Source organism: Acinetobacter sp. SWBY1 (genome assembly GCF_002946595.1).
In the GTDB taxonomy this organism is placed as follows: domain Bacteria; phylum Pseudomonadota; class Gammaproteobacteria; order Pseudomonadales; family Moraxellaceae; genus Acinetobacter; species Acinetobacter towneri.
The window spans coordinates 1667200-1686856 of the sequence record NZ_CP026616.1; the positions used below are offsets into that span (position 1 = coordinate 1667200).

The window sequence follows — 19657 nt, forward strand, 5'->3', positions numbered from 1 at the left end:
TTAGCGCCAGATCATGAATACAATAGTTGAAATTAGTAACAAAATGCAGTCTTTGGCATGTACTGACATAGCAAAAGTACAGACTTTTCAGCTAAGCTCAAAGGCAATAAAAAGGAATGATTAGATTAAAATATGCTGTACCGACTTTATCAAAAACATATTTTTCCGCACCTGCTCAATCAAGTCATGCAAACCCCATCGCTCATGGATTTGCGCCGTGAACTTTTATTGGGCGTGTCAGGTGAAGTGTTGGAAATAGGCTTTGGTACAGGGATCAATTTAGCTTTTTATCAAAATGTCGATACGGTTTATGCCTTAGAGCCCAATGCAGCCGTCTTTCAACTGGCACAGGAACGAATTGACGCAGTCCCCTTTTTAGTTGAGCACATTGCTGCAAGTGCAGAACAACTCCCTTTTGCCGATGAACAACTACAGCATGTGGTGTCTACTTGGACGCTGTGCAGCATCGCAGATTTGGCACAAAGTTTGCGGGAAATTTATCGAGTACTACAACCTGGTGGTACTTTGCATGTGGTGGAGCATGTGCTGAACCGACAAAGCCTAAGTATTCAGCGTTTACAGCACCTGCTCACCCCTATTCAAAAGAAAGTTGCAGATGGCTGCCATCTAAATCGTGATATTGAAGTCGCCCTACTCGAAACGGGTTTTGAATTAGGCGAAGTCCGCTATATCGATGTTGCAGGCATTCCAAGTCTTGCACAGCGTATGTTATTGGCACGGGTGCATAAACCTAAATGATAAATTGAAGTCATCACTTTAAAATCTAAATGCGAAGACTTTGCTTCAATAGCTAAAGCCAATTATGCCTCTTACATTACCATGCACCCCACAAAGATGACGTCATGTCACGTTGTTGCAGCGTGAATGATGTTTAATCATCATCTTGAAAATCAATGCGGATGGTTTCAAAACGAATTTTACCCTGCTGAATTGCCTGAGCGATGGCTTGCTGGCCTTTGGTCAGACGCGCACCACCACTTTTAATATCAATTAAGACAATGGCAATATCTTCGGCACGTCCGTTGCCATCCCGATAATCGGTATAACCATCAAACACCACATAATCGACAGGATCACCTAAAAATTTGGCGTCACTGGGTAAATACTGAAATTCAGGCATAATCGGTGCCAGCTGCTCTGCCATTTTGCCTTTTAACACCGCACGGCTGGTATTTACACTGCGCTTTTGCGCCTGCAATAACGCCTGCTGATGAGCCAGTTCAATTTCTGCAATATATTGCTCATACTCAGCTTTAATCCGCCCGTTACGGCTATTACTCAAAATCAGCGTGGTCAACACTACGCCTATACATGCCCCAATCAGCATGGCCATCCAAATTGACATTTAACCTTCTAATCCTGAATTTTTTCAGTTCTCTTTACGACTTTTGTCAACTGTCATATTCCGAGCATAAAACAATGCTATGCTAGGAGTGAGCAGCGTAAAATCGATTCGAGGGTCATGAAAACTATATTAATTGCCAACCAAAAAGGTGGCTGTGGTAAAACCATTACGGCTATTAGTTTAGCATCTGCACTTGCACAAAAAGGCTATAAAGTTGCCTTAGCTGATGCCGACAACCAAAAATCTGCGCTGCAATGGTTAAAACAACGACCAGAAACAGCCGCTCCAATTCAAAGTTTAGATTGGCGTCATGAAAAGTCGATTGGCGATGCACCCAAAAACATTGAATATTTAATTATTGATGCACCTGGTGCGTTATCGGGTGAGCATGCCGAGCAGCTGATTAGCGAAGCACATGCCATTATCACACCTCTACAGCCTTCATTTTTTGACATTGACTCCACCCGTCGCTTCTTAAAACACTTACAAGACATTAAGCGGATTCGTAAAGGCAAAGTCCAAATTTTGCTGTTGGCCAATCGGGTCAAACCCAACTCTGCCAGCTCTAAAGATATTCAGGATTTTTTCCAGAAAATCGAGCAACAGCCTGTGGCATGGATTTCAGAACGTGCCGCTTACGGACAATTGGCAATGCAAGGTTTAAGTATTTTTGATAAAACCCAAAAAACTTATCTGCAAATGCAAGATCAATGGCAGCCTGTACTGAATGCCATTGTAGATGACCCTGCTCAATGGTTTTAAAGCCTAGAATCGCCACAGTTTAGAACTTATTCACCAGAACTTACCAAGCTCTCGTTTTCGGGAGCTTTTTTTTCAGTTAATATGGCACATGACCTTAGGAATGTTTCAGTGAATTCAGTGCAACAGTACGCGCCAACATTACAAAAAATTTTATTGTTTGGACTGTTTTTTGTCCTGATCTTTTTGGGTTTTCACATACTCAAATATTTTATTGTTCCTGTTGTTTGGGCAGCAATCATTGCCTATATGAGCTGGCCACTATATCAGTCGGTGCTACGTTTATGCGGTCATCGTCCTACGCTTAGCGCAGCCTTAATGATGCTGATGGTCACGTTGGTGGTCGGCATTCCACTCACTTTTGCCATTTTTATCCTGCAACATGAAGGTCGCAACTTATATTACGAATTACAAAAACAGGTCTTTTCCGGACACTTAAATGTCCCTGATTTCATTCGCAATTTACCTATTATTGGTAAAGAAGTCACCCGCACTCTCAAAGAAATTAACCACGATCCCAACAGTATTGTGCAGTCGATTTCTTTATGGATTCAGGGACATTTAAACTACGGAAAAGTGGTCATTAATGAGGTCAGTAAAAATCTGATTAAACTGGGTTTTGCCCTGTTATCGCTCTTCTTTTTCTATCGTGATGGTCACACCATCTTGCATCAAGTCAGCAAGGCTTTAGAAATGGTGATTGGGCCACGTATTCACCACTATTTAGATACCATTTCTGAAACCACACGTGCCGTGGTGTATGGGGTTGGTCTTACGGCAATTGCACAGGCCTTATTGGCAGGTGTAAGTTATTTTGTGGCCGATGTACCTAACCCAATGGTACTGACAATTGTGACCTTCTTATTTGCGCTGATTCCCTTTGGCCCACCGCTGGCTTATGGTTCGGTGTCGCTGTGGTTATTTAGCCAAGGGCATACCATGGAAGCCATTGGTGTGATGGCGTGGGGCGTGTGTGTGGTCAGCACTGCTGATAACGTGATTCGTCCTTTGGTGATTTCGGGTGCCACTCAAATTCCATTCCTGTTGATCATGTTTGGAGTTTTAGGTGGAATTGCCAGTTTTGGTCTGATTGGTCTATTTATTGGCCCTGTGATTTTGGCAGTCTTACTCGCTATTTGGCGTGAGTGGTTGCATGAAAACAACAATGAAGGATTAATGATGCCCAAAGCTACCCTTGCGCATGATCTCCCTGAAGACGATTCATCATCCAATTCAAAGCTTGATTAAGCTTTCTTTCTGATCATATTGCTCACATGGCTGTGTTGATCTGAACAAATCAGCTCAACACAGTACATACATTCCACTACGCAAATGTTGTATTGTAACGTGGCTAACTTTGTTTCAATCAAGACATCCCTCAATATTATGCACAACAAACAGGATGTCTTTTATGCGCTCAATACTCCAATTTGCCAGTCTTGCTGCTTTTAGTGGTCTAGTACTCATGGGTTGCAGCACCACCGCAACCACACAAGAAAAATCAAAATTAGTGAAAATGCATGCTGTTTCAGCACAAGGTATTAGCAAAGAATTAGGTACGGTCGAACTGCGTGACAGTGCAGCAGGCTTAATCATTCACACCCAACTCCAACAACTCCCTGCAGGGGAACGAGGTTTTCATATCCATGAAAAAGGTTCATGTGCAGCAGCAGAAAAAGATGGAAAAATGGTTGCTGCTTTGGCAGCGGGCGGACATTTTAATCCCAAAAATATCCCGAATCATGGTACACCGCTGACAGGACATTTAGGGGACTTACCGGCTTTAAGTGTTGCAAACGACGGAACAGCCAAAGTGACCGTGATTGCACCCCGTTTAACATTGGCACAAGTTGAAGGATTGGCCTTGATGATTCATGCAGGCGGTGATAACTATGCCGACCATCCAAAACCATTGGGCGGCGGCGGTGAGCGAATTGCCTGTGGGATTATTTAAGCGAGCATGATGCATTTTCAATAAAACATTTATTACCAATTGTGGATAAGTTAAGGGTTATACACATGCCTTTCGACTTATCCGCAAAAAGTAAAATTTATCTTTTTGAGGATTATTCTCAAACGACGCTCAATGCAGGTCTTCTTGCTTTATATCGGTCGTCTTTCATAACCACACTTACTCGTTTTTGAATAACTTGCTACTAATTTGCAAAAAATTAGCTCAATTTTGCAGCCATCGTATCTAGCTCATCAATGTGCAGAGCTCCCAACAGCTCGTCTTTGCGATTGTCACTATTTGCGCTACACTGCTGTTTTATCGACATGAAAAAGATTTGGGCATGAACATTAAAACATTACGTTGGGTTGGGTTCCTAGAAGGTATTTCATTCTTATTGTTGTTATTTATTGCTATGCCCATGAAATATATGTTCGATAACCCAATTTTAGTGAAATATGTAGGTATGGGACACGGCGTATTGTTTATCGCATTTTTAGTGGTGCTTTTTCTGGTTTGTGAAAAACAAAAATGGTCTCTTAAAATGTTTATTTTGGGCTTAATTGCTTCAATTTTACCTTTTGGCCCATTTGTTTTTGATGCTAAATTGAAAAAGATGGAACAACCAGTACAAGCTTAATCTGCAAGTCCTTTTCAGCTTTCATCATATTACACATTTTCTCAACTTTAATTTATAAATCAAATGTTTGCAAGGTGATGCCACATCACCTTGTTTTATGATGCAGCTGAAAAATTTAACCCCTTAAAACTGCCCTGCAGCAACTCGCTCCTGCATCACCTGTTTAAGCATCATGCGTGGCAAACTAAACCAGAGCGTTATCAGCACCAAACAAGCCAAACTATACGCCCAAATATCAAACCGCATATATAAAACACGCACCAGTTCAATCACAATAAAAAAGCACAGCATCAATATCATTGAAACACTAGCAGCAACAGTACCTTTAGACACTTCCGATGACATTAAGGCGAAACGGTATAAGACTGAGAAGCTCATTCCCTCACCAAAACTGATCAAGCTCATACCAATCACTAAACACCAAACAAAATAGCTTTGCCAAATTGCCCCCAATACGATCAGCACACTACCCAACAACATTAAAGGTAAACCAATCAAGACTGTTTTTCCTAAAGGTAAACGGTCTATGACTTTCATCAGTACCAGATTGCCTAAAATCAAACCACCCAAAACAGGAAACTGCGCCAAACCGTATTGCAGACTACTAAAGCCTAACTCTTCTACCAACATCACAGGAGATAACGCAATCCACAACATTAAAGGCATGCTCAATAAGGGCAGCGCCAATGTCAAACCTAAGAATCTGGTATTTTGAAAAACTTGTTTAAAATCATCCCATACATCTCGAAATGGACGTTTAGGAATACTTTGCTGATTTTCAGGCATTTTGGCTTTCAGTCCAAACCAACTCAAAAATGCCAACAGTGCTATGCCGATAAAACCCCAATGCCAACAAATATGCTCAATCATAAATGCACCTAAGACTGGGCCGAGCAAGGGAGCAAGTAAAGACACGTTCGCCATGAGCGCCATGACTTTAATTGCATCACGTTCTGCAAAGTTTTCCTGAATAGCCGCATAACCGACTGCACTAATGACTGACAAACCAAAACCTTGAAAAAAACGAAGAACAAGGAAGCTTTCAATATTCTGAGTCAATAAGATCAATAAACAGGTTAGGGTAAAAAATGCCACGCCGCCCAATAATACTTTTTTGCGTCCCAAACGGTCAGAGAGTGGCCCCAATAACCACGCCACACAAGCACCGCCAAGCAAATAAAATGACATGGACGAAGCTGCCCATGCACTACTGACACCAAAATCTTGTGTGATGGCCAACATTGCAGGTTGAACCAAGTCATTGCCAATATAAACCGCGAACTCAAACAAGACCAAAGCCAAGGGAAACATGAGTGTGGCACGTTGAATGGTATTTTTTTGCTGCTGTGGCATGAGTTGTAAAGGACTAAACGATGCAAGTCAGCCACGTTTAGCCCATAAAATAGAAATTTGAACTGCAGTTTAACAGAGTTGAATGGCAAATTTGTGGCGCTTTTTTTAAGCCCGTTAAATAAATTGCGGCACTTGATGTGACATCAGACCAAGTTAGGCATCACCTCCTTCAGCGGGTTAAGGCGATACGGTGGCCAATTCATAATATGAAAATCTCGAAAGCACAGGATAAAATCACCCACGGCAAAAGGGCGATCATTGCGGTGTAAAGATGCTAGAGTTTTGATGCACATGCTGCGCTCGCACGTTTTCGAATAGAATTGAGTCATCCTAAATAAAAACTGTGGATAACATGCGTATTATCCACAAACGCTTTGTTGTATTTTTAGAACAACGTTCAAATTCCATTACAGTCCAATTGTCTGGGTTCAGATGCGGACTCACCTAAGCCCTACAGCAATTTAAGGACATTTTTTGCTTTGGAACGTCTTGGTATTTTTACCACGTGCACATAAATAAGCGGTTTGCACATCGCCCTGCTGCCATTGTCCATTCACATTTTTGAAGTGGTAGATGCTGCGAATAGAACGGACTGAATCATCCATTAAGCCTGTTTCAGTAATTTTCACTTCTGCCGCAGTTGGTGCTTCGACACGGTTAAAGTATTGACGAATCTCTACGGTAGCCAGTTCTTTACGCAAATCTGGACGTTGTTTGAGTACCTGCGCCAATGGTGTTTCTGCAGGCGTTACTTGTGAAATAATGTTTTGCGTGGTCGCACAACCTGACAACAACGCAACACCCAATGCGGAAACCGTGATTAAACGCAACATAACTCCTCCAAAATGTTGATTATTATTTATGCTTCTATGATGCCTTGTTCGAGCAGAAACGCTAGAACAGAAATGTAAAATTAAAACAGCGGCATAAAAAAACGCATCACGAGGATGCGTTTTTCAATTCACTTAAATAAATGAAAGGCGAAAGGAATTACAAATCAAATAATTTGCCTGGGTTCATAATGCCTTGAGGGTCAAAAACCTTTTTCAACGCTTTCATATATTCAATTTCTTCAGCTGAACGTGAATATTCCAAATATGGTTTTTTGGTCATGCCTACACCGTGTTCTGCAGAAATAGAACCATCATATTTCTTCACAGTATCAAATACATACTTATTTACCACCTGACATTTGGCAAAGAATTCGTCTTTGCTTAAATCGGCAGGTTTAAGAATGTTCAGGTGCAAGTTACCATCACCAATATGGCCGAACCAGCAAATTTCAAAGTCAGGATAGTTTTCTGCCACAATTGCATCAATTTCCTGAATAAATGCAGGAACATGAGTAATCAATACTGAAATATCGTTTTTATATGGAATAAACGGTGCAATCGACTCAGAAATGTCTTCACGCAAACGCCATAAACTTTCAACTTGGTCTAGGCTTTGGCTCAATACGCCATCCATCACCCAGCCTTGTTCCATACAGTGTTCAAAAATTTCCATCGCCTTGTCCATAATTGGCTCAAATGGCGCTTCAAATTCAAGTAACACGTAGAATGGACATTGGGTTTCAAATGGACGTTGCACATGACCATGATCCAAGACCTTTTGCATCGCCAATTCACCAAAGAATTCAAATGCAGTCAGATCAATTTTAGCTTGGAAAGCATGTAATACAGGCATCACCGAATTAAAATCAGGTACGCCCAACACCATCACTTGCAAATCTTGCGGTTGGCGTTCTAGCTTAATTTCAGCTTCGGTCACTAAGCCAAGTGTGCCTTCACCGCCAATAAATAAATGTTGCAGCGCATAACCTGTTGCGTTTTTGATCATGCCTTTGTTCAGACGCAGGATATCTCCTTTGCCTGTTACCACAGTCAGACCCAACACCCAGTTACGGGTCATGCCGTATTTAATGACTTTAATACCGCCCGCATTGGTACCAATATTACCGCCAATTTGTGAAGAACCTGAAGATGCAAAATCGACTGGATAATACATGCCTTGTTCTTCGGCATAGTTTTGTAGTTGCTCAGTCACCACACCCGCTTGCACACGTACCATACGGTCTGCAGGGAAAAATTCCAAGATTTGGTTCATCTTGTCCATGCTGACTACAATTTCACCATTGGCTGCCACCGCACCCGCAGATAAACCTGTACGTCCGCCCGATGGCGTAATGGCCACATTAAACTGATTCGCCAGTTTTACAATGGCTTGTACTTGCTCTGTGCTTGATGGGAAAACGATGACCGATGGGTTCGGATCAAAATGCTTTGTATGGTCACGACCCCAGTTTTGGAGGCTATCGGCATCCGTTTTAATACGGTTTTCACCGACTATTGCCGTTAATTGGGTCAATAACTCAGGGGTTAAAGCGACTGGAGCATTCATCGTTTGCAGACCTAGCAAGAATTAAACAGGAAGAAAAGCGACTGTCTGCATATCTTGATCAATTTGAAGATACTGCAGACTAAATATGTGCATCAAAGCAACAGCGTGGGTTGGCTTTCATGTGTGCCGCTTATTATAAGCGATTTTTTTGAAAAACCTGTGAATATTGGCAATTCCGATAATATAACGTGGTAAGAACAGGGGAATTTTGGGCAATATTTCTGAAAGAGATTATATCTGACAAAAAATACCTGCACTCTTGGTCATAAAGGAAATGTATATCGACCCATCTCCTATGTTATCATACCGCCACTAAATTTGGCCTTTGTAGCGGAGCCGTAATGAGCCAACATCTTTCACTACCTAAAGATAAAATTCGTTTCTTGTTGTTAGAAGGCGTACACCAGAACGCAATCGACGTGTTAAATGCAGCGGGTTATACCAACATCGATTATCGTAAAACGGCGCTTGAGGGCGATGCGTTAAAAGAAGCGATTAAAGATGCGCATTTCATCGGAATTCGTTCACGTACACAGCTAACTGAAGAAGTTTTTGAAGCTGCGAACAAACTAATTGCGGTAGGTTGTTTCTGTATTGGTACAAACCAAGTGAACTTAACTGCAGCAATGGAACGTGGTATTCCAGTTTTCAATGCCCCTTATTCAAACACCCGTTCGGTTGCAGAATTGGTATTGGCTGAAGCAATTTTATTGCTACGTCGCGTACCTGAAAAATCAACCGATACACATGCAGGTGGCTGGAACAAGTCTGCTGTAGGTTCATTTGAAACACGTGGTAAAACTTTAGGTATCGTGGGTTACGGTTCAATCGGTTCTCAACTTTCAGTATTGGCTGAAAGCTTGGGTATGCAGGTCATTTATTATGATGCTGTGACCAAGTTACCGTTAGGTAATGCACGTCAAGTTGGCTCTATGGGCGAATTATTGGCAAATGCTGACGTGGTTTCTTTACACGTTCCAGATGTACCATCTACCCGCAATTTCATGGCAAAAGAACAATTTGCACAAATGAAAGAAGGCGCAATTTTCATTAACGCGGCACGTGGTACTTGTGTGGTGATTGAAGATTTAGCAGATGCGATCAAGTCTGGTCATATTGCAGGTGCTGCAGTTGACGTGTTCCCGAAAGAACCAAAAGCCAATGGTGAAGAGTTTGTTTCTCCACTACGCAACCTGCCAAACGTGATTTTAACACCGCACGTGGGTGGTTCGACTATGGAAGCACAAGCGAACATTGGTTTAGAAGTTGCAGAGAAATTCGTTGCATATTCAGATAAAGGTATGACTTTATCTGCAGTGAACTTCCCAGAAATTGCACTGCCATTAACTGAAGGTAAACACCGTTTATTACACATTCACCAAAATATCCCTGGTGTATTGTCGAAAATCAACAACCTGTTTGCTGAACACGGCATCAACATCTCTGGTCAGTCACTTATGACCAAAGGTGACGTCGGTTACTTAGTAATGGACGTTGATGCAACGGCATCTAAAGAAGCGCTTGATACCTTGCATGAAGTTGAAGGCACAATTCGCGTACGTGTATTGTTCTAAGACCACACGCTGATGCTACAAAAAACCACAGTCTTAGCACTGTGGTTTTTTATGCCTGATCTATGAGTAACCTTGAGTTGCCACAGCCCTGTATTTTTAAACTTGCTATAATCTACCTGACCTTCCCATTTCCACACTGTTGAGTATTTTTCTGCCTCATGCCAAACGCCCAACTCACTGCGGTGTTGTTCATGGTTCTGTCCATGATCTCCTATCAAATCAGTGCTTCTTTTGCCAAACAATTGTTTCAGGTGCTTGACCCGCTTACTGTGACGATTTTGCGACTGTGCTTTGCCAGTGTAATTGTGGCAATCATGTTTCGCTCATGGCAAATTCTGTCGCGGCTCGCACATTTAAAATGGCGTGATTTATTGTGCTATAGCGCAGCCTTGGGCTTAATGAATATTCTGTTTTATCTGTCTTTGGGCAAGTTGCCGCAAGGTATTGCGGTGGGTTTAGAGTTTGTCGGGCCTTTGGGCTTAGCTTTATTGTCCATTCAAAACCGTAAAGATTATGTCTGGGTATTGTTGGCGATTTTAGGCATTATTCTTATGGTGCCTTGGGGACAAGCGCAGGGTGATCATTTTAGTCTGTTTGGTGCAGCGTGTGCCCTAGGTGCAGGATTGTGCTGGGCTTTTTATATTTATTTTGGGCAAAAAGTGGTGCAACAAAATATTGGCATGCACGCGCTGACCATCGCCATCAGTATTTCAGCTTTGGCTTTGATTCCCTTCGGACTGTATAACAATGCCCCCGCACTGTTTGAAACCCAGTATTGGGGTAAGGCGCTTGCCATTGCAGTACTTGCCACGGCCATTCCTTATGCGCTGGATTTACAAGCCTTAAAACAACTGAGCAAAATGAGTTATGGCACACTTTCCAGTTTATCGCCTGCTTTAGCCGCACTGACAGGCTTGGTGTTGTTGGGTGAGAAAATCACTTCACTGCAATGGATTGCCTTATGCTGCATTATGTTAGCTTCGGTTGGCGTTACTTTTAGAGCAGTAAAAAAATCCAAACAGCCGCAGAATGTTTAAATCAGAATAATGCTTAAACCAAACTGTCTTTAGACATCTGTTGGTATTTTTCATACTCTGCCAAATATTGCTTGGCTAGACTTTGTTTTTGCTGTTCAGACAAAATTTTGCCTGCCTGCTGAAAAAAGCCATGTTCTTCTTCTTTTAAATGATGATGCACTTTATCTGACAGTTGCTTTGCAATGGCCAACCAACCCGTGTTGCTCATTTCCGTTTCGGTTAATTGTTCGAGTAATTCATCCATTTGATGATGCTCTGCCAAAGCATGGCGAGTGATATTTAAACCCGCATCAGTCATCATTAAGGGAATATAAAAATAGCGATCTTCTGCCACTGCATGCGCAAATAATTCATTTTTAAGTTGTTCAAATACCGCTCTACGTTCAGGGCTATCACCTGAAGTTTGCGTCAGTTGGCGGGCTAAATCTCGTTGGATGTCGTGACTTTGGCGTAAAGCTTCAAAAATATTCATGTGCAGCCCTCTATTTTTAACCCATGCGCGGCGAACAGATTGATAAGAATCTACTCGCACATCCACATCGGTTTTGGAGTCAGTTTTGATTTCGTTTTTTAATCCTCTAGCTACTATATAGAGGATCAATCCAAATTCCTGCAACTATTTGTATAGAAAGCTTTAATTCACTTACCCACTTTATTCAAGTTATGTATCTGAGCAAAATTTAGAGATTTAAAACCCTTTTCGGTACCAAGCGCTTTTTATCTGTAATTTCAGCCAAACCTAAACACTTTTCACCATCAAAGACCAACACTTGCGCTGCTGCAGGATGGTCAATATTACTTTCCATGCCACGACTAAAATATTCAGCGCGTCCTTCAGGGACTTGTATGTGTAGCAAATGCTGCACAGGTGCATACGCAGGCAGCAATAAAGCCTCACGTTCTGCTTCACTTAAACTTTCTAAATATTCAATGCTATAGCTCGGAATCAGGTCAAAATGCCCCGTTTTAATCCGATGTAAATAGGTCAAATGTCCATAAGTGCCCAAGGCTTTGGCAATATCTTCACCTAAAACACGAATATACGTGCCTTTAGAACAAGTCACATCCAAAGTGATGCTCTGTTCAGTCAAAGAGAGCAACTCAATGGCATCAATGGTGACTGGACGTGCTTCACGTTGAATTTCAATGCCCTGTCGTGCCAATTCATACAACGGACGACCTTCTTTTTTTAAGGCAGAATACATAGGCGGAACTTGCATCAAATCGCCCTGAAATTGTGCCAATACCTGCTCAATGCGCTCTTGGCTTAATGCAGGTACAGCCTGCTGCAACAACACTTCCCCCTCCACATCTCCCGTGGTGGTGCTATGTCCCAATTGAATGGTGGTTTGATAGCGTTTCACCGAATCGAGTAAATAGTGCGAAAATTTGGTCGCTTCGCCCAAACAAATCGGCAGTAAACCCGAAGCTAATGGGTCTAATGCCCCCGTATGCCCTGCTTTTTGCGCCCGATATAACCAGCGCACTTTTTGTAATGCTGCATTGGAGCTGATGCCCAAAGGTTTATTCAATAAAAATACACCACTAATGGCACGACGCTGGATTTTAGCCGCAGATGATTTCATAGCACACATAAGTCAAAGCAAAACTGCGCCATGGTAACAATCTGCCGCGATAAATGACAACATTTCTAGAACAGCGATTTACTTTTATGGCATATTTGAGCGCTTATGATTAAAAAAATAAAATGGATATACAGGTGCATTGAAATGCAGAAACATAAAATATGGATTGTTTTAGGCGTAGTGATACTGCTGATTGCGGCTTTGGTGTATTGGCTGATGCCCCAATCAAACTCCCCCGATACATCACCCCAGCAAAGCTCAAATGATGAAACATCTCAAGCTTTGAGCATGCAGCAAGCCATGCAGAATCAACCTGCTGCAAATTTTTTAAGCCCAAGTCAGCAGGACACCGAAGTCAATTGTCAGCTTAAACTGGATGCAAGTAATCGTCTGATTGTGAATGAGCAAACCCGTAACTGTTTTGAATATTTTATTACCCAATATGGCGAAAAAAGCATTGAACAAATTCGTGGTGATTTTAAAAGCTATATTCAACAAGGACATAAAGAGCCTGCCTTATCGCAAATTTTAGATTTATGGCAGCGTTATTTGGACTATCGCAATGCGCTTGGACAACTGCAAGCACCGAATTTAAATCAGGAAGATCCGCAATATTACCGCAGCATTTTTAGCAGCATGCAAAATCTGCGTAAACAATATTTTTCTGATTATGAAATTGAAGGTTTATTTGGTACGGAAGATGCCTATCACGAATATACCCTAAAGCGCATGGCAGTCATGGATGATAAAAAATTATCTGAAGCTGAAAAAGCACGACAATTGCAGGAATTATTTAAACAATTACCTCAAGATTGGCAAGAAAATTTAGAACAGCTGAACACCTTGCAAGATTTACGCAGCTTGACTGCGGCAATTAAAGCACGTGGTGGTTCTGCTGCTGAAATCCGCCAAATGCGTTTAAATCTGGTTGGTCCTGAAGCAACTCAGCGTTTAGAACAATTAGATGGGCAACGCAGTCAGTGGAAATCACGAGTAGAGGATTATTTAAGTACGCGTGATCAAATCATGCAAAGTGGAATGAATGATCAAGCCAAGCAACAAACCGTGAAACAATTACGCGGACAGCATTTTCAAAATCCACAAGAGCAATTGCGTTTAGAAACCTTTGAACAGGTACATGATCAAGGTGGAAAATTACCTTTTGCTGACTAACATATCTACATAGGAAACTGGGGCATTCAACATGCCCTATTTTTATGCCTGAAAAGCTGTTTTAGTACAAACTCACCACAACGATTTAATATACAAATGTCTATAAATATTAATAGATATCAATATGCATGTAGATTTACAAATCTCTGGGACAATGCGCAATAACTGTCCCCAAATGATATGTTTTTTCTAAATTACGCATGAAAAAATACCTGAGCGTACAAAAAATAGTCGAGGATGACTCACAATAATGTGCCGTAACCAACGGCAATTTGCATATCTGAGCTTTCAGGAGGGAAGCGAAGCCACCACTTCACTAGTAATAAAAATAAAGAACACAGGATTGTTTTATGACCATCATCTCTAACATACGGGCAATTACATTGGCTGTCACTGGCTGCTTGCTCGGTTCAATGGGTGTCGCTCAAGCTGCTCCAAGCGTGTTGCCTATTCAGGAACAGGCCAAATCTGACTATGCCAAAACCAAATATCCATTGCTCATGGTACACGGCTGGCTCGGATGGTCACGCATTGGCAATGAAACCTTTAATATGGATTATTGGTATCAAATTTTGCCAGATATGGCACGTAATGGCGCAACCGTATTTGCCGCACAACTCTCCCCTGCACACCGTACTGAATTTCGAGGTGAGCAACTGATTGCCCAAGTCGAAGAAGTCATGGCAATCACTGGCAAATCCAAAGTCAATTTAATTGGTCACTCACATGGTGGCCCAACAGTACGTTATGTAGCTGCCACCAAACCTGAATATGTGGCATCAATTACGGGCGTTGCAGGTACATTCCGTGGCTCCAAAGTTGCCGATGATATTCAAAATAATCGTTTATCACGCACCGCGTTTAATATTTTAGGCGACTATATGGTGGCGCCTCTCATTACTTGGGCGCAGCAACAGCCAGACATGCCTGTCGATTTTGATGCATCGATGGCTTCTTTAACCGAAACAGCGTCTGCAGATTTTAACCGTCGTTTTCCAACCACAGCCTTGGCCGCAAATTGCAGCAGCAGCGGTGCCAAAGTAGATCGCGGAATTCATTACTATTCATGGACAGGTGTCGCTCAAGCCACCAATTTACTGGATATTGACACTGTTTTAATGCAACTCGGCCCACTGTCTTATGGCAATTTAGACAACGATGGCATGGTCGCACGTTGTAGTACCCACATTGGACACGTCATTCGTGACAACTACCGACTAAATCATACCGACCTTGCCAACATGATGTTTGGCTTAACGGGCTTGTTTGCACCTGACCCAGTTGCACTGTATCGACAACATGCCAACCGATTGAAATTACAAGGTTTGTAATAGTAAAGCTCATTTCAATCTTGGCAAAACCATCTTCCTGTGCTTGAAACTCAAGTGCAAGAAGTTTAATAACCATGAATCATTCAGAACTTGCAATCTAGCAAATTTCCTGAATAATGATATTTGACAATAGATATTGTCATGCTAGGAAAGCACAATAAAATAGAGGATGTTATATGAAATATGGATTATTCATTGCAGGCTTAATTGCGGCTAGTACCTTCAGTACCGCGCACGCATCCAATGCAGAACAGGTCAAATCTAACTTCGTGATCTCCAGTTATGCCAAAACCAAATATCCGATTGTGTTTACTCACGGTATGGCAGGCTTTATCAATATTGGTGGAGATCAGTTAGGTGTCGATTATTGGTACCAAATTTTACCCAATTTAGCACGTAACGGTGCTAACGCTTGGGCAACCCGCGTATCTCCATTTAACTCATCAGAAGTTCGTGGCGAACAATTGGCACAACAAGTCGATGAAATTCTTGCGATTACAGGCGCAAGCAAGGTCAACTTAATTGGTCACTCACATGGTGGACCAACCATTCGTTATGTTGCAGGCGTGATGCCATCTAAAGTCGCATCGCTGACTGCTGTCGGTGCACCGAATAAAGGCTCACCTGTGGCCGACTTTATTCTAAAAGTCCAAGGTTCGGCCTTAGAAAAACCATTAATCGATATGGTCAATTTAGTGTCTAAAACCATTACTTGGGCACAAGGTTTAGATCCAAATAGCTATCCACATGACTCATTGGCAGGTGCCAACAGTTTGAGCACCACAGGTTCAGCACAATTTAACAGCAAATTCCCAATGGGTATGCCAACGACAAGTTGTGGTGAGGGCGCTTATCAAGAAAAAGGCATCCAGTTCTATTCATTTACGGGCAATACGGCTGTCACCAATTTACTTGATCCAGACTCAGCCATGTTGGCAACCAGTTTATTGATTGATGCGGGTCGTGATAATGATGGTTTGGTATCACGCTGCAGCGCCAAATTTGGTAAAACCATTCGTGACAATTACTATTGGAATCATTTAGATGAAGTAAACCAACTGCTGGGTTTAAAAAGTATTTTTGCACCAGATCCTGTTGATGTCTATCGTCAACATGCCAATCGCTTAAAACTACAAGGTTTATAAACTCAAATACCAGACATAAAAAATGCGCCTAAACGGCGCATTTTTTAGCTGTAAAGCAAAGTTAAAATTAACCTTGTTTACGTGCTGGTAATTTCTCACGAATACGTGCAGCTTTACCAGACAATTCGCGTAGGTAGTAAAGTTTAGCACGACGAACGTCACCACGACGTTTCACTTCGATTTTCGCAACGATTGGAGAGTGAGTTTGGAAAACACGCTCAACACCAACACCGCTAGAAATTTTACGTACTGTGAACGCAGAGTTCAAACCACGGTTTTTCTTCGCAATTACCACACCTTCAAATGCTTGAAGACGTTCACGATCACCTTCTTTTACTTTTACTTGAACGATAACTGTATCGCCTGGTGCAAAAGCTGGGATGTCTTGCTTAAGCTGTGCATTTTCAACAGCTTGTACTAAAGGATGCTTACCACTCATGGGGTATCTCCAATATGTGTGGGTCAGAAGAGGTCTGATTTCCACTGGGTCTAGAGGCTAAAGCGCATAGACCCGATTGACTTTCCCTTTATGCCTGACCGCTTCAATGCATAAAGAGCCTATTTAAAAACTACAAACACACTGTCTGTAGCAATTTTGCTTAGACAAACCGATTACTAGGTCTGTCCTTGCGAATCTTTTAGCCATTTTTTTTGCTGCTTGCTCAACTCAACTTTTTCAATCAACTCAGGTCGACGCTCTAAAGTCCGTTGATAACGCTGCAAAAACCGCCATTTTTCAATATTGGCATGGTGTCCCGACTTTAGTACTTCAGGGACATCCAACCCTTCAAAATGGTCTGGCTTGGTATATTGTGGGCAATCTAAAAGACCATCCACAAAAGAGTCCTGCACATGTGATTGTTCATCAGACATCGCACCCGGAAGTCTCCGGATAATACTGTCTAACAACACCATCGCTGGTAGTTCACCGCCCGATAAAACGTAATCGCCAATCGACCATTCCTGATCGACATAATGCTGAATTAAACGCTCATCGACACCCTCATAACGACCACACAATACAATCAATCCATCATATTCAACGAATTGCTGTACTGCAGTTTCATTTAGGGTTTTGCCTTGTGGTGACATATACACCACTGGCACATGAACTGCACCCGCTTGCTGTGCAAGGTTTTTGGCATGGTGGATTGCTTGCGCCAACGGCTCCGCCATCATCACCATACCTGGACCACCACCAAATGGACGTTCATCCACCCGTTTGTAGTTGCCCTGTGCAAAATCACGTGGATTAATACAAGTAATTTGCATTAAATCGCGTTTTGCTGCGCGTCCGCTAATACCGTAAGCTGTAATCGCTTCAAACATTTCAGGAAAAAGCGTAATGACTGCAAAAAACACCGCAGACTCCTCTATTTTCCTGCTATGTGAATCCTGAAAGGATTAATAATCTACGCCCCAATTTACGTAGATACGACCCGCTTCGAGATCAACACGCTGTACCACATCTTTATGCCATGGAATCATGCGCTCTTCGCTATCGACACTGGCAGCAGTTGCGCGAACCACCATCACATCGTTAGCACCTGTTTCAAACAGTTCATGGATTTGACCGAGATTAATTTCCTGTTCGTCATCATCCAGACCTAACACTGTTAGACCTTTTAAATCAGACCAATAATACTCGTCCACGCCTGGTTGAGGCAGTTGCGCTTTTGAAATCCAGATATTTGCGCCAACCAAGTTGTCTGCTGCGGTGCGATCACTCACACCTTTTAAGCTGACCACCAAGCCTTTGCCATGTGGTTTCCAACGTTTTACATCAACCATTTGCCAACCTGCTTTGGTTTCAATGTACCAAGGCAGGTAGTCAAATATGTTGCTCATGGGTTCTGTATTGGAATAGACCCAGAGCCACCCATTTAATCCATAAGCTGAACGTAGCTGTCCAATCTGAATACGATCTTCGGGCACATTCTGTGTTGGTGTCATGGGCTACCTACGACTTAATTTGTAAAAATTATGCAGCAGCTGCAGCTTTTTTAGCTTGAGCAGCTAAAGAAGCAACACGTTCAGACGGTTGAGCGCCTTGAGCAACCCAGTGTGCAAAACGGCCAGCATCTAAACGAAGTTTTTCTGCTTTACCTTGAGCTGTTGGGTTAAAGAAACCGATACGTTCGATGAAACGACCGTCACGTGCATTGCGGCTGTCAGTTACAACGATTTGATAGAATGGACGCTTTTTAGCACCACCACGAGTAAGACGAATAACTACCATGATACAACCTTATAGTTTTTACGGATTATCCCTGTACCGACCATCGATACATTTCAAACCCCTTTCATAGAGGGCAATATTTTACGTGAAATTTGCCCTGAATGAAAGATCAAAAAGTGTTTATCCACAATTTTGAATTTATTTATCGGCCCAGCTTAAACAATTGCCCGTAGCATCATCTTTTTTGAACCAACACTGTGTTCCGGAATGTGTCAAAGTCAAAGCTCCGTTACTTTTCTGCATTCCTGTTGATATAGGTGTTGCTGTCATTGTCCAAGATGCATTTGGAGAAGCTGTTATCGTTAAATTGTACAATGCAGGACCACTTCTTGGTGATACTGTTTGCCCATAAATAGCTGGATTTTTTAATGGGTTAGTCGCATAACTCGACGTAGAATTACTTACCCCATAATCTCCATTGGTCAACTTATAGGATTGCAACCTTTGTGCAATTTCCATCATTGTACTCTGAGTCTCTAGACGATTTTTTCTTTTCACATAACTTTGATATGAAGGCAATGCAACTGCTGCTAATATTCCGATAATAACAACGATAATCAGCAACTCTAAAAGAGTGAATCCTTTAAACCCTCTCATACTATCTCCAATCTTCCCCATTTGTGCAGCTGGTGCTGGAAACTGTTAAAGCGTCTTTAGTCATGCATTTTACGCCGCGCGAATCCAATAATAAATATTGAGAAGCCCTCAGTGCATTTCCTTTTAATTGATTTGGAACCGCAATCATTTTCCACCCTTGCCCAACAGTAGAATCTTCCAAGGCAATGGTCGAATCATTGATATCGACTAATTTGATTTGATAATCAAAATCAGTTCCTGAATCATATGGAATATTGATTTCACCCTTCGTAGCCGTTTGATGATCTGGAACATAGCCCGCATAACTTAATTGCTTGCCTTTATAATTTTCCAACCGTTCAGCAATTTTGAGCATTTCTGACTGTGCTTTTGATTTATGCGCTCTAGCAACATATGCTTGATAACTGGGTATAGCGATAGCTGCAAAAATTGCAACTATCACCACAACAACCATCAATTCAAGCAAAGTGAAGCCTGCAGTATTTTTAATTTTATCCATACATGCT

General features: G+C 42.0%; 22 protein-coding genes. 10 read left to right on the forward strand and 12 right to left on the reverse strand.

The genetic code is table 11. From position 1 onward, the window contains the following. The first annotated feature begins 132 nt into the window (after positions 1–132). Positions 133–759, forward strand: coding sequence for a class I SAM-dependent methyltransferase (locus tag C3Y93_RS08010; protein ID WP_104852612.1), 627 nt, complete (start codon positions 133–135; stop codon positions 757–759). A gap of 133 nt (positions 760–892) precedes the next feature. Here C3Y93_RS08010 and C3Y93_RS08015 read toward each other — a convergent pair whose 3' ends face one another. Then, positions 893–1366 (reverse strand): Holliday junction resolvase-like protein, encoded by a 474-nt coding sequence (locus tag C3Y93_RS08015; protein WP_096901246.1) that lies wholly within the window; start codon positions 1364–1366, stop codon positions 893–895. A gap of 117 nt (positions 1367–1483) precedes the next feature. On the opposite strand from C3Y93_RS08015, the gene C3Y93_RS08020 reads away from it, so the two are divergent. The 4 genes from C3Y93_RS08020 (at position 1484) to C3Y93_RS08035 (ending at position 4716) form a co-directional block, all read left to right on the forward strand. Then, positions 1484–2128 (forward strand): ParA family protein, encoded by a 645-nt coding sequence (locus tag C3Y93_RS08020; RefSeq protein ID WP_004974554.1) that lies wholly within the window; start codon positions 1484–1486, stop codon positions 2126–2128. Positions 2129–2236: 108 nt separating this feature from the next. Beyond that, the gene (locus tag C3Y93_RS08025) at positions 2237–3373 is read left to right on the forward strand and encodes an AI-2E family transporter (RefSeq protein ID WP_104852613.1); all 1137 of its coding nucleotides are present in this window, start codon (positions 2237–2239) and stop codon (positions 3371–3373) included. A 217-nt stretch (positions 3374–3590) separates the two neighbouring features. Continuing rightward, positions 3591–4079: a superoxide dismutase [Cu-Zn] SodC gene (sodC, locus tag C3Y93_RS08030; RefSeq protein WP_265735112.1), complete on the forward strand. Its 489-nt coding sequence runs from the start codon at positions 3591–3593 to the stop codon at positions 4077–4079. Positions 4080–4419: 340 nt separating this feature from the next. Further along, positions 4420–4716, forward strand: a complete 297-nt coding sequence (locus C3Y93_RS08035; protein WP_104853261.1) for a DUF3817 domain-containing protein — start codon at positions 4420–4422, stop codon at positions 4714–4716. A gap of 123 nt (positions 4717–4839) precedes the next feature. On the opposite strand, the gene C3Y93_RS08040 is transcribed toward C3Y93_RS08035, so the two are convergent. From C3Y93_RS08040 to C3Y93_RS08050, 3 genes are all read right to left on the reverse strand, one after another. Next, positions 4840–6069, reverse strand: a complete 1230-nt coding sequence (locus C3Y93_RS08040; RefSeq protein WP_104852615.1) for an MFS transporter — start codon at positions 6067–6069, stop codon at positions 4840–4842. Between the two features lie 461 nt (positions 6070–6530). After that, complete coding sequence (locus C3Y93_RS08045; protein ID WP_104852616.1) at positions 6531–6902, reverse strand: hypothetical protein; 372 nt, start codon at positions 6900–6902, stop codon at positions 6531–6533. 157 nt (positions 6903–7059) lie between these two features. After that, entirely contained in the window at positions 7060–8469 is a 1410-nt protein-coding gene (locus C3Y93_RS08050) for an FAD-binding oxidoreductase (RefSeq protein ID WP_004974544.1), read from the reverse strand. A 341-nt stretch (positions 8470–8810) separates the two neighbouring features. On the opposite strand from C3Y93_RS08050, the gene serA reads away from it, so the two are divergent. Next, positions 8811–10043, forward strand: a complete 1233-nt coding sequence (gene serA, locus C3Y93_RS08055) for a phosphoglycerate dehydrogenase (protein ID WP_104852617.1) — start codon at positions 8811–8813, stop codon at positions 10041–10043. 158 nt (positions 10044–10201) lie between these two features. After that, on the forward strand, positions 10202–11080 hold the full coding sequence (locus tag C3Y93_RS08060; protein ID WP_104852618.1) for an EamA family transporter: 879 nt from the start codon (positions 10202–10204) through the stop codon (positions 11078–11080). A 13-nt stretch (positions 11081–11093) separates the two neighbouring features. Here C3Y93_RS08060 and C3Y93_RS08065 read toward each other — a convergent pair whose 3' ends face one another. Further along, the gene (locus tag C3Y93_RS08065; RefSeq protein WP_104852619.1) at positions 11094–11552 is read right to left on the reverse strand and encodes a hemerythrin domain-containing protein; all 459 of its coding nucleotides are present in this window, start codon (positions 11550–11552) and stop codon (positions 11094–11096) included. Positions 11553–11760: 208 nt separating this feature from the next. After that, positions 11761–12666, reverse strand: a complete 906-nt coding sequence (gene truB / locus C3Y93_RS08070) for a tRNA pseudouridine(55) synthase TruB (protein WP_104852620.1) — start codon at positions 12664–12666, stop codon at positions 11761–11763. Between the two features lie 144 nt (positions 12667–12810). Here truB and C3Y93_RS08075 point away from each other — a divergent pair, with 144 nt between their 5' ends. The 3 genes from C3Y93_RS08075 to C3Y93_RS08085 all read left to right on the forward strand — a co-directional run bounded on the left by C3Y93_RS08075 (position 12811) and on the right by C3Y93_RS08085 (position 16315). Beyond that, positions 12811–13839: a lipase secretion chaperone gene (locus C3Y93_RS08075; protein WP_104852621.1), complete on the forward strand. Its 1029-nt coding sequence runs from the start codon at positions 12811–12813 to the stop codon at positions 13837–13839. A 413-nt stretch (positions 13840–14252) separates the two neighbouring features. Next, positions 14253–15170 carry an esterase/lipase family protein gene (locus C3Y93_RS08080; protein ID WP_225531238.1) on the forward strand — a complete coding sequence of 306 codons (918 nt, stop codon included), beginning with the start codon at positions 14253–14255 and terminating at the stop codon, positions 15168–15170. Between the two features lie 176 nt (positions 15171–15346). After that, positions 15347–16315 carry a lipase family alpha/beta hydrolase gene (locus tag C3Y93_RS08085; RefSeq protein ID WP_104852623.1) on the forward strand — a complete coding sequence of 323 codons (969 nt, stop codon included), beginning with the start codon at positions 15347–15349 and terminating at the stop codon, positions 16313–16315. A gap of 67 nt (positions 16316–16382) precedes the next feature. On the opposite strand, the gene rplS is transcribed toward C3Y93_RS08085, so the two are convergent. The 6 genes from rplS to C3Y93_RS08115 all read right to left on the reverse strand — a co-directional run bounded on the left by rplS (position 16383) and on the right by C3Y93_RS08115 (position 19650). Beyond that, positions 16383–16754, reverse strand: coding sequence for a 50S ribosomal protein L19 (gene rplS / locus C3Y93_RS08090; RefSeq protein WP_004974529.1), 372 nt, complete (start codon positions 16752–16754; stop codon positions 16383–16385). Between the two features lie 176 nt (positions 16755–16930). Next, complete coding sequence (gene trmD, locus C3Y93_RS08095) at positions 16931–17677, reverse strand: tRNA (guanosine(37)-N1)-methyltransferase TrmD (RefSeq protein ID WP_104852624.1); 747 nt, start codon at positions 17675–17677, stop codon at positions 16931–16933. Between the two features lie 42 nt (positions 17678–17719). Continuing rightward, on the reverse strand, positions 17720–18268 hold the full coding sequence (gene rimM, locus C3Y93_RS08100) for a ribosome maturation factor RimM (protein ID WP_104852625.1): 549 nt from the start codon (positions 18266–18268) through the stop codon (positions 17720–17722). Positions 18269–18296: 28 nt separating this feature from the next. Next, the gene (gene rpsP / locus C3Y93_RS08105; RefSeq protein WP_104852626.1) at positions 18297–18554 is read right to left on the reverse strand and encodes a 30S ribosomal protein S16; all 258 of its coding nucleotides are present in this window, start codon (positions 18552–18554) and stop codon (positions 18297–18299) included. 138 nt (positions 18555–18692) lie between these two features. Beyond that, a complete protein-coding gene (locus tag C3Y93_RS08110) occupies positions 18693–19151 on the reverse strand; it encodes a type IV pilin protein (protein ID WP_104852627.1) in 459 nt (152 codons plus the stop codon). A 1-nt stretch (position 19152) separates the two neighbouring features. Further along, positions 19153–19650, reverse strand: a complete 498-nt coding sequence (locus C3Y93_RS08115; protein WP_104852628.1) for a type IV pilin protein — start codon at positions 19648–19650, stop codon at positions 19153–19155. Positions 19651–19657 lie beyond the last annotated feature (7 nt).

Coding starts and splice junctions, on each gene's coding strand:
- serA (WP_104852617.1), top strand. CDS start 8,811: ATGAGCCAACATCTTTCACTACCTAAAGATAAAATTCGTTTCTTGTTG.
- C3Y93_RS08080 (WP_225531238.1), top strand. CDS start 14,253: ATGGGTGTCGCTCAAGCTGCTCCAAGCGTGTTGCCTATTCAGGAACAG.
- C3Y93_RS08085 (WP_104852623.1), top strand. CDS start 15,347: ATGAAATATGGATTATTCATTGCAGGCTTAATTGCGGCTAGTACCTTC.
- C3Y93_RS08075 (WP_104852621.1), top strand. CDS start 12,811: ATGCAGAAACATAAAATATGGATTGTTTTAGGCGTAGTGATACTGCTG.
- C3Y93_RS08040 (WP_104852615.1), bottom strand. CDS start 6,069: ATGCCACAGCAGCAAAAAAATACCATTCAACGTGCCACACTCATGTTT.
- sodC (WP_265735112.1), top strand. CDS start 3,591: ATGGGTTGCAGCACCACCGCAACCACACAAGAAAAATCAAAATTAGTG.
- C3Y93_RS08115 (WP_104852628.1), bottom strand. CDS start 19,650: ATGGATAAAATTAAAAATACTGCAGGCTTCACTTTGCTTGAATTGATG.
- C3Y93_RS08060 (WP_104852618.1), top strand. CDS start 10,202: ATGCCAAACGCCCAACTCACTGCGGTGTTGTTCATGGTTCTGTCCATG.
- C3Y93_RS08020 (WP_004974554.1), top strand. CDS start 1,484: ATGAAAACTATATTAATTGCCAACCAAAAAGGTGGCTGTGGTAAAACC.
- rimM (WP_104852625.1), bottom strand. CDS start 18,268: ATGACACCAACACAGAATGTGCCCGAAGATCGTATTCAGATTGGACAG.
- rpsP (WP_104852626.1), bottom strand. CDS start 18,554: ATGGTAGTTATTCGTCTTACTCGTGGTGGTGCTAAAAAGCGTCCATTC.
- C3Y93_RS08010 (WP_104852612.1), top strand. CDS start 133: ATGCTGTACCGACTTTATCAAAAACATATTTTTCCGCACCTGCTCAAT.
- C3Y93_RS08035 (WP_104853261.1), top strand. CDS start 4,420: ATGAACATTAAAACATTACGTTGGGTTGGGTTCCTAGAAGGTATTTCA.
- C3Y93_RS08110 (WP_104852627.1), bottom strand. CDS start 19,151: ATGAGAGGGTTTAAAGGATTCACTCTTTTAGAGTTGCTGATTATCGTT.
- C3Y93_RS08015 (WP_096901246.1), bottom strand. CDS start 1,366: ATGTCAATTTGGATGGCCATGCTGATTGGGGCATGTATAGGCGTAGTG.
- C3Y93_RS08050 (WP_004974544.1), bottom strand. CDS start 8,469: ATGAATGCTCCAGTCGCTTTAACCCCTGAGTTATTGACCCAATTAACG.
- C3Y93_RS08065 (WP_104852619.1), bottom strand. CDS start 11,552: ATGAATATTTTTGAAGCTTTACGCCAAAGTCACGACATCCAACGAGAT.
- truB (WP_104852620.1), bottom strand. CDS start 12,666: ATGAAATCATCTGCGGCTAAAATCCAGCGTCGTGCCATTAGTGGTGTA.
- rplS (WP_004974529.1), bottom strand. CDS start 16,754: ATGAGTGGTAAGCATCCTTTAGTACAAGCTGTTGAAAATGCACAGCTT.
- C3Y93_RS08045 (WP_104852616.1), bottom strand. CDS start 6,902: ATGTTGCGTTTAATCACGGTTTCCGCATTGGGTGTTGCGTTGTTGTCA.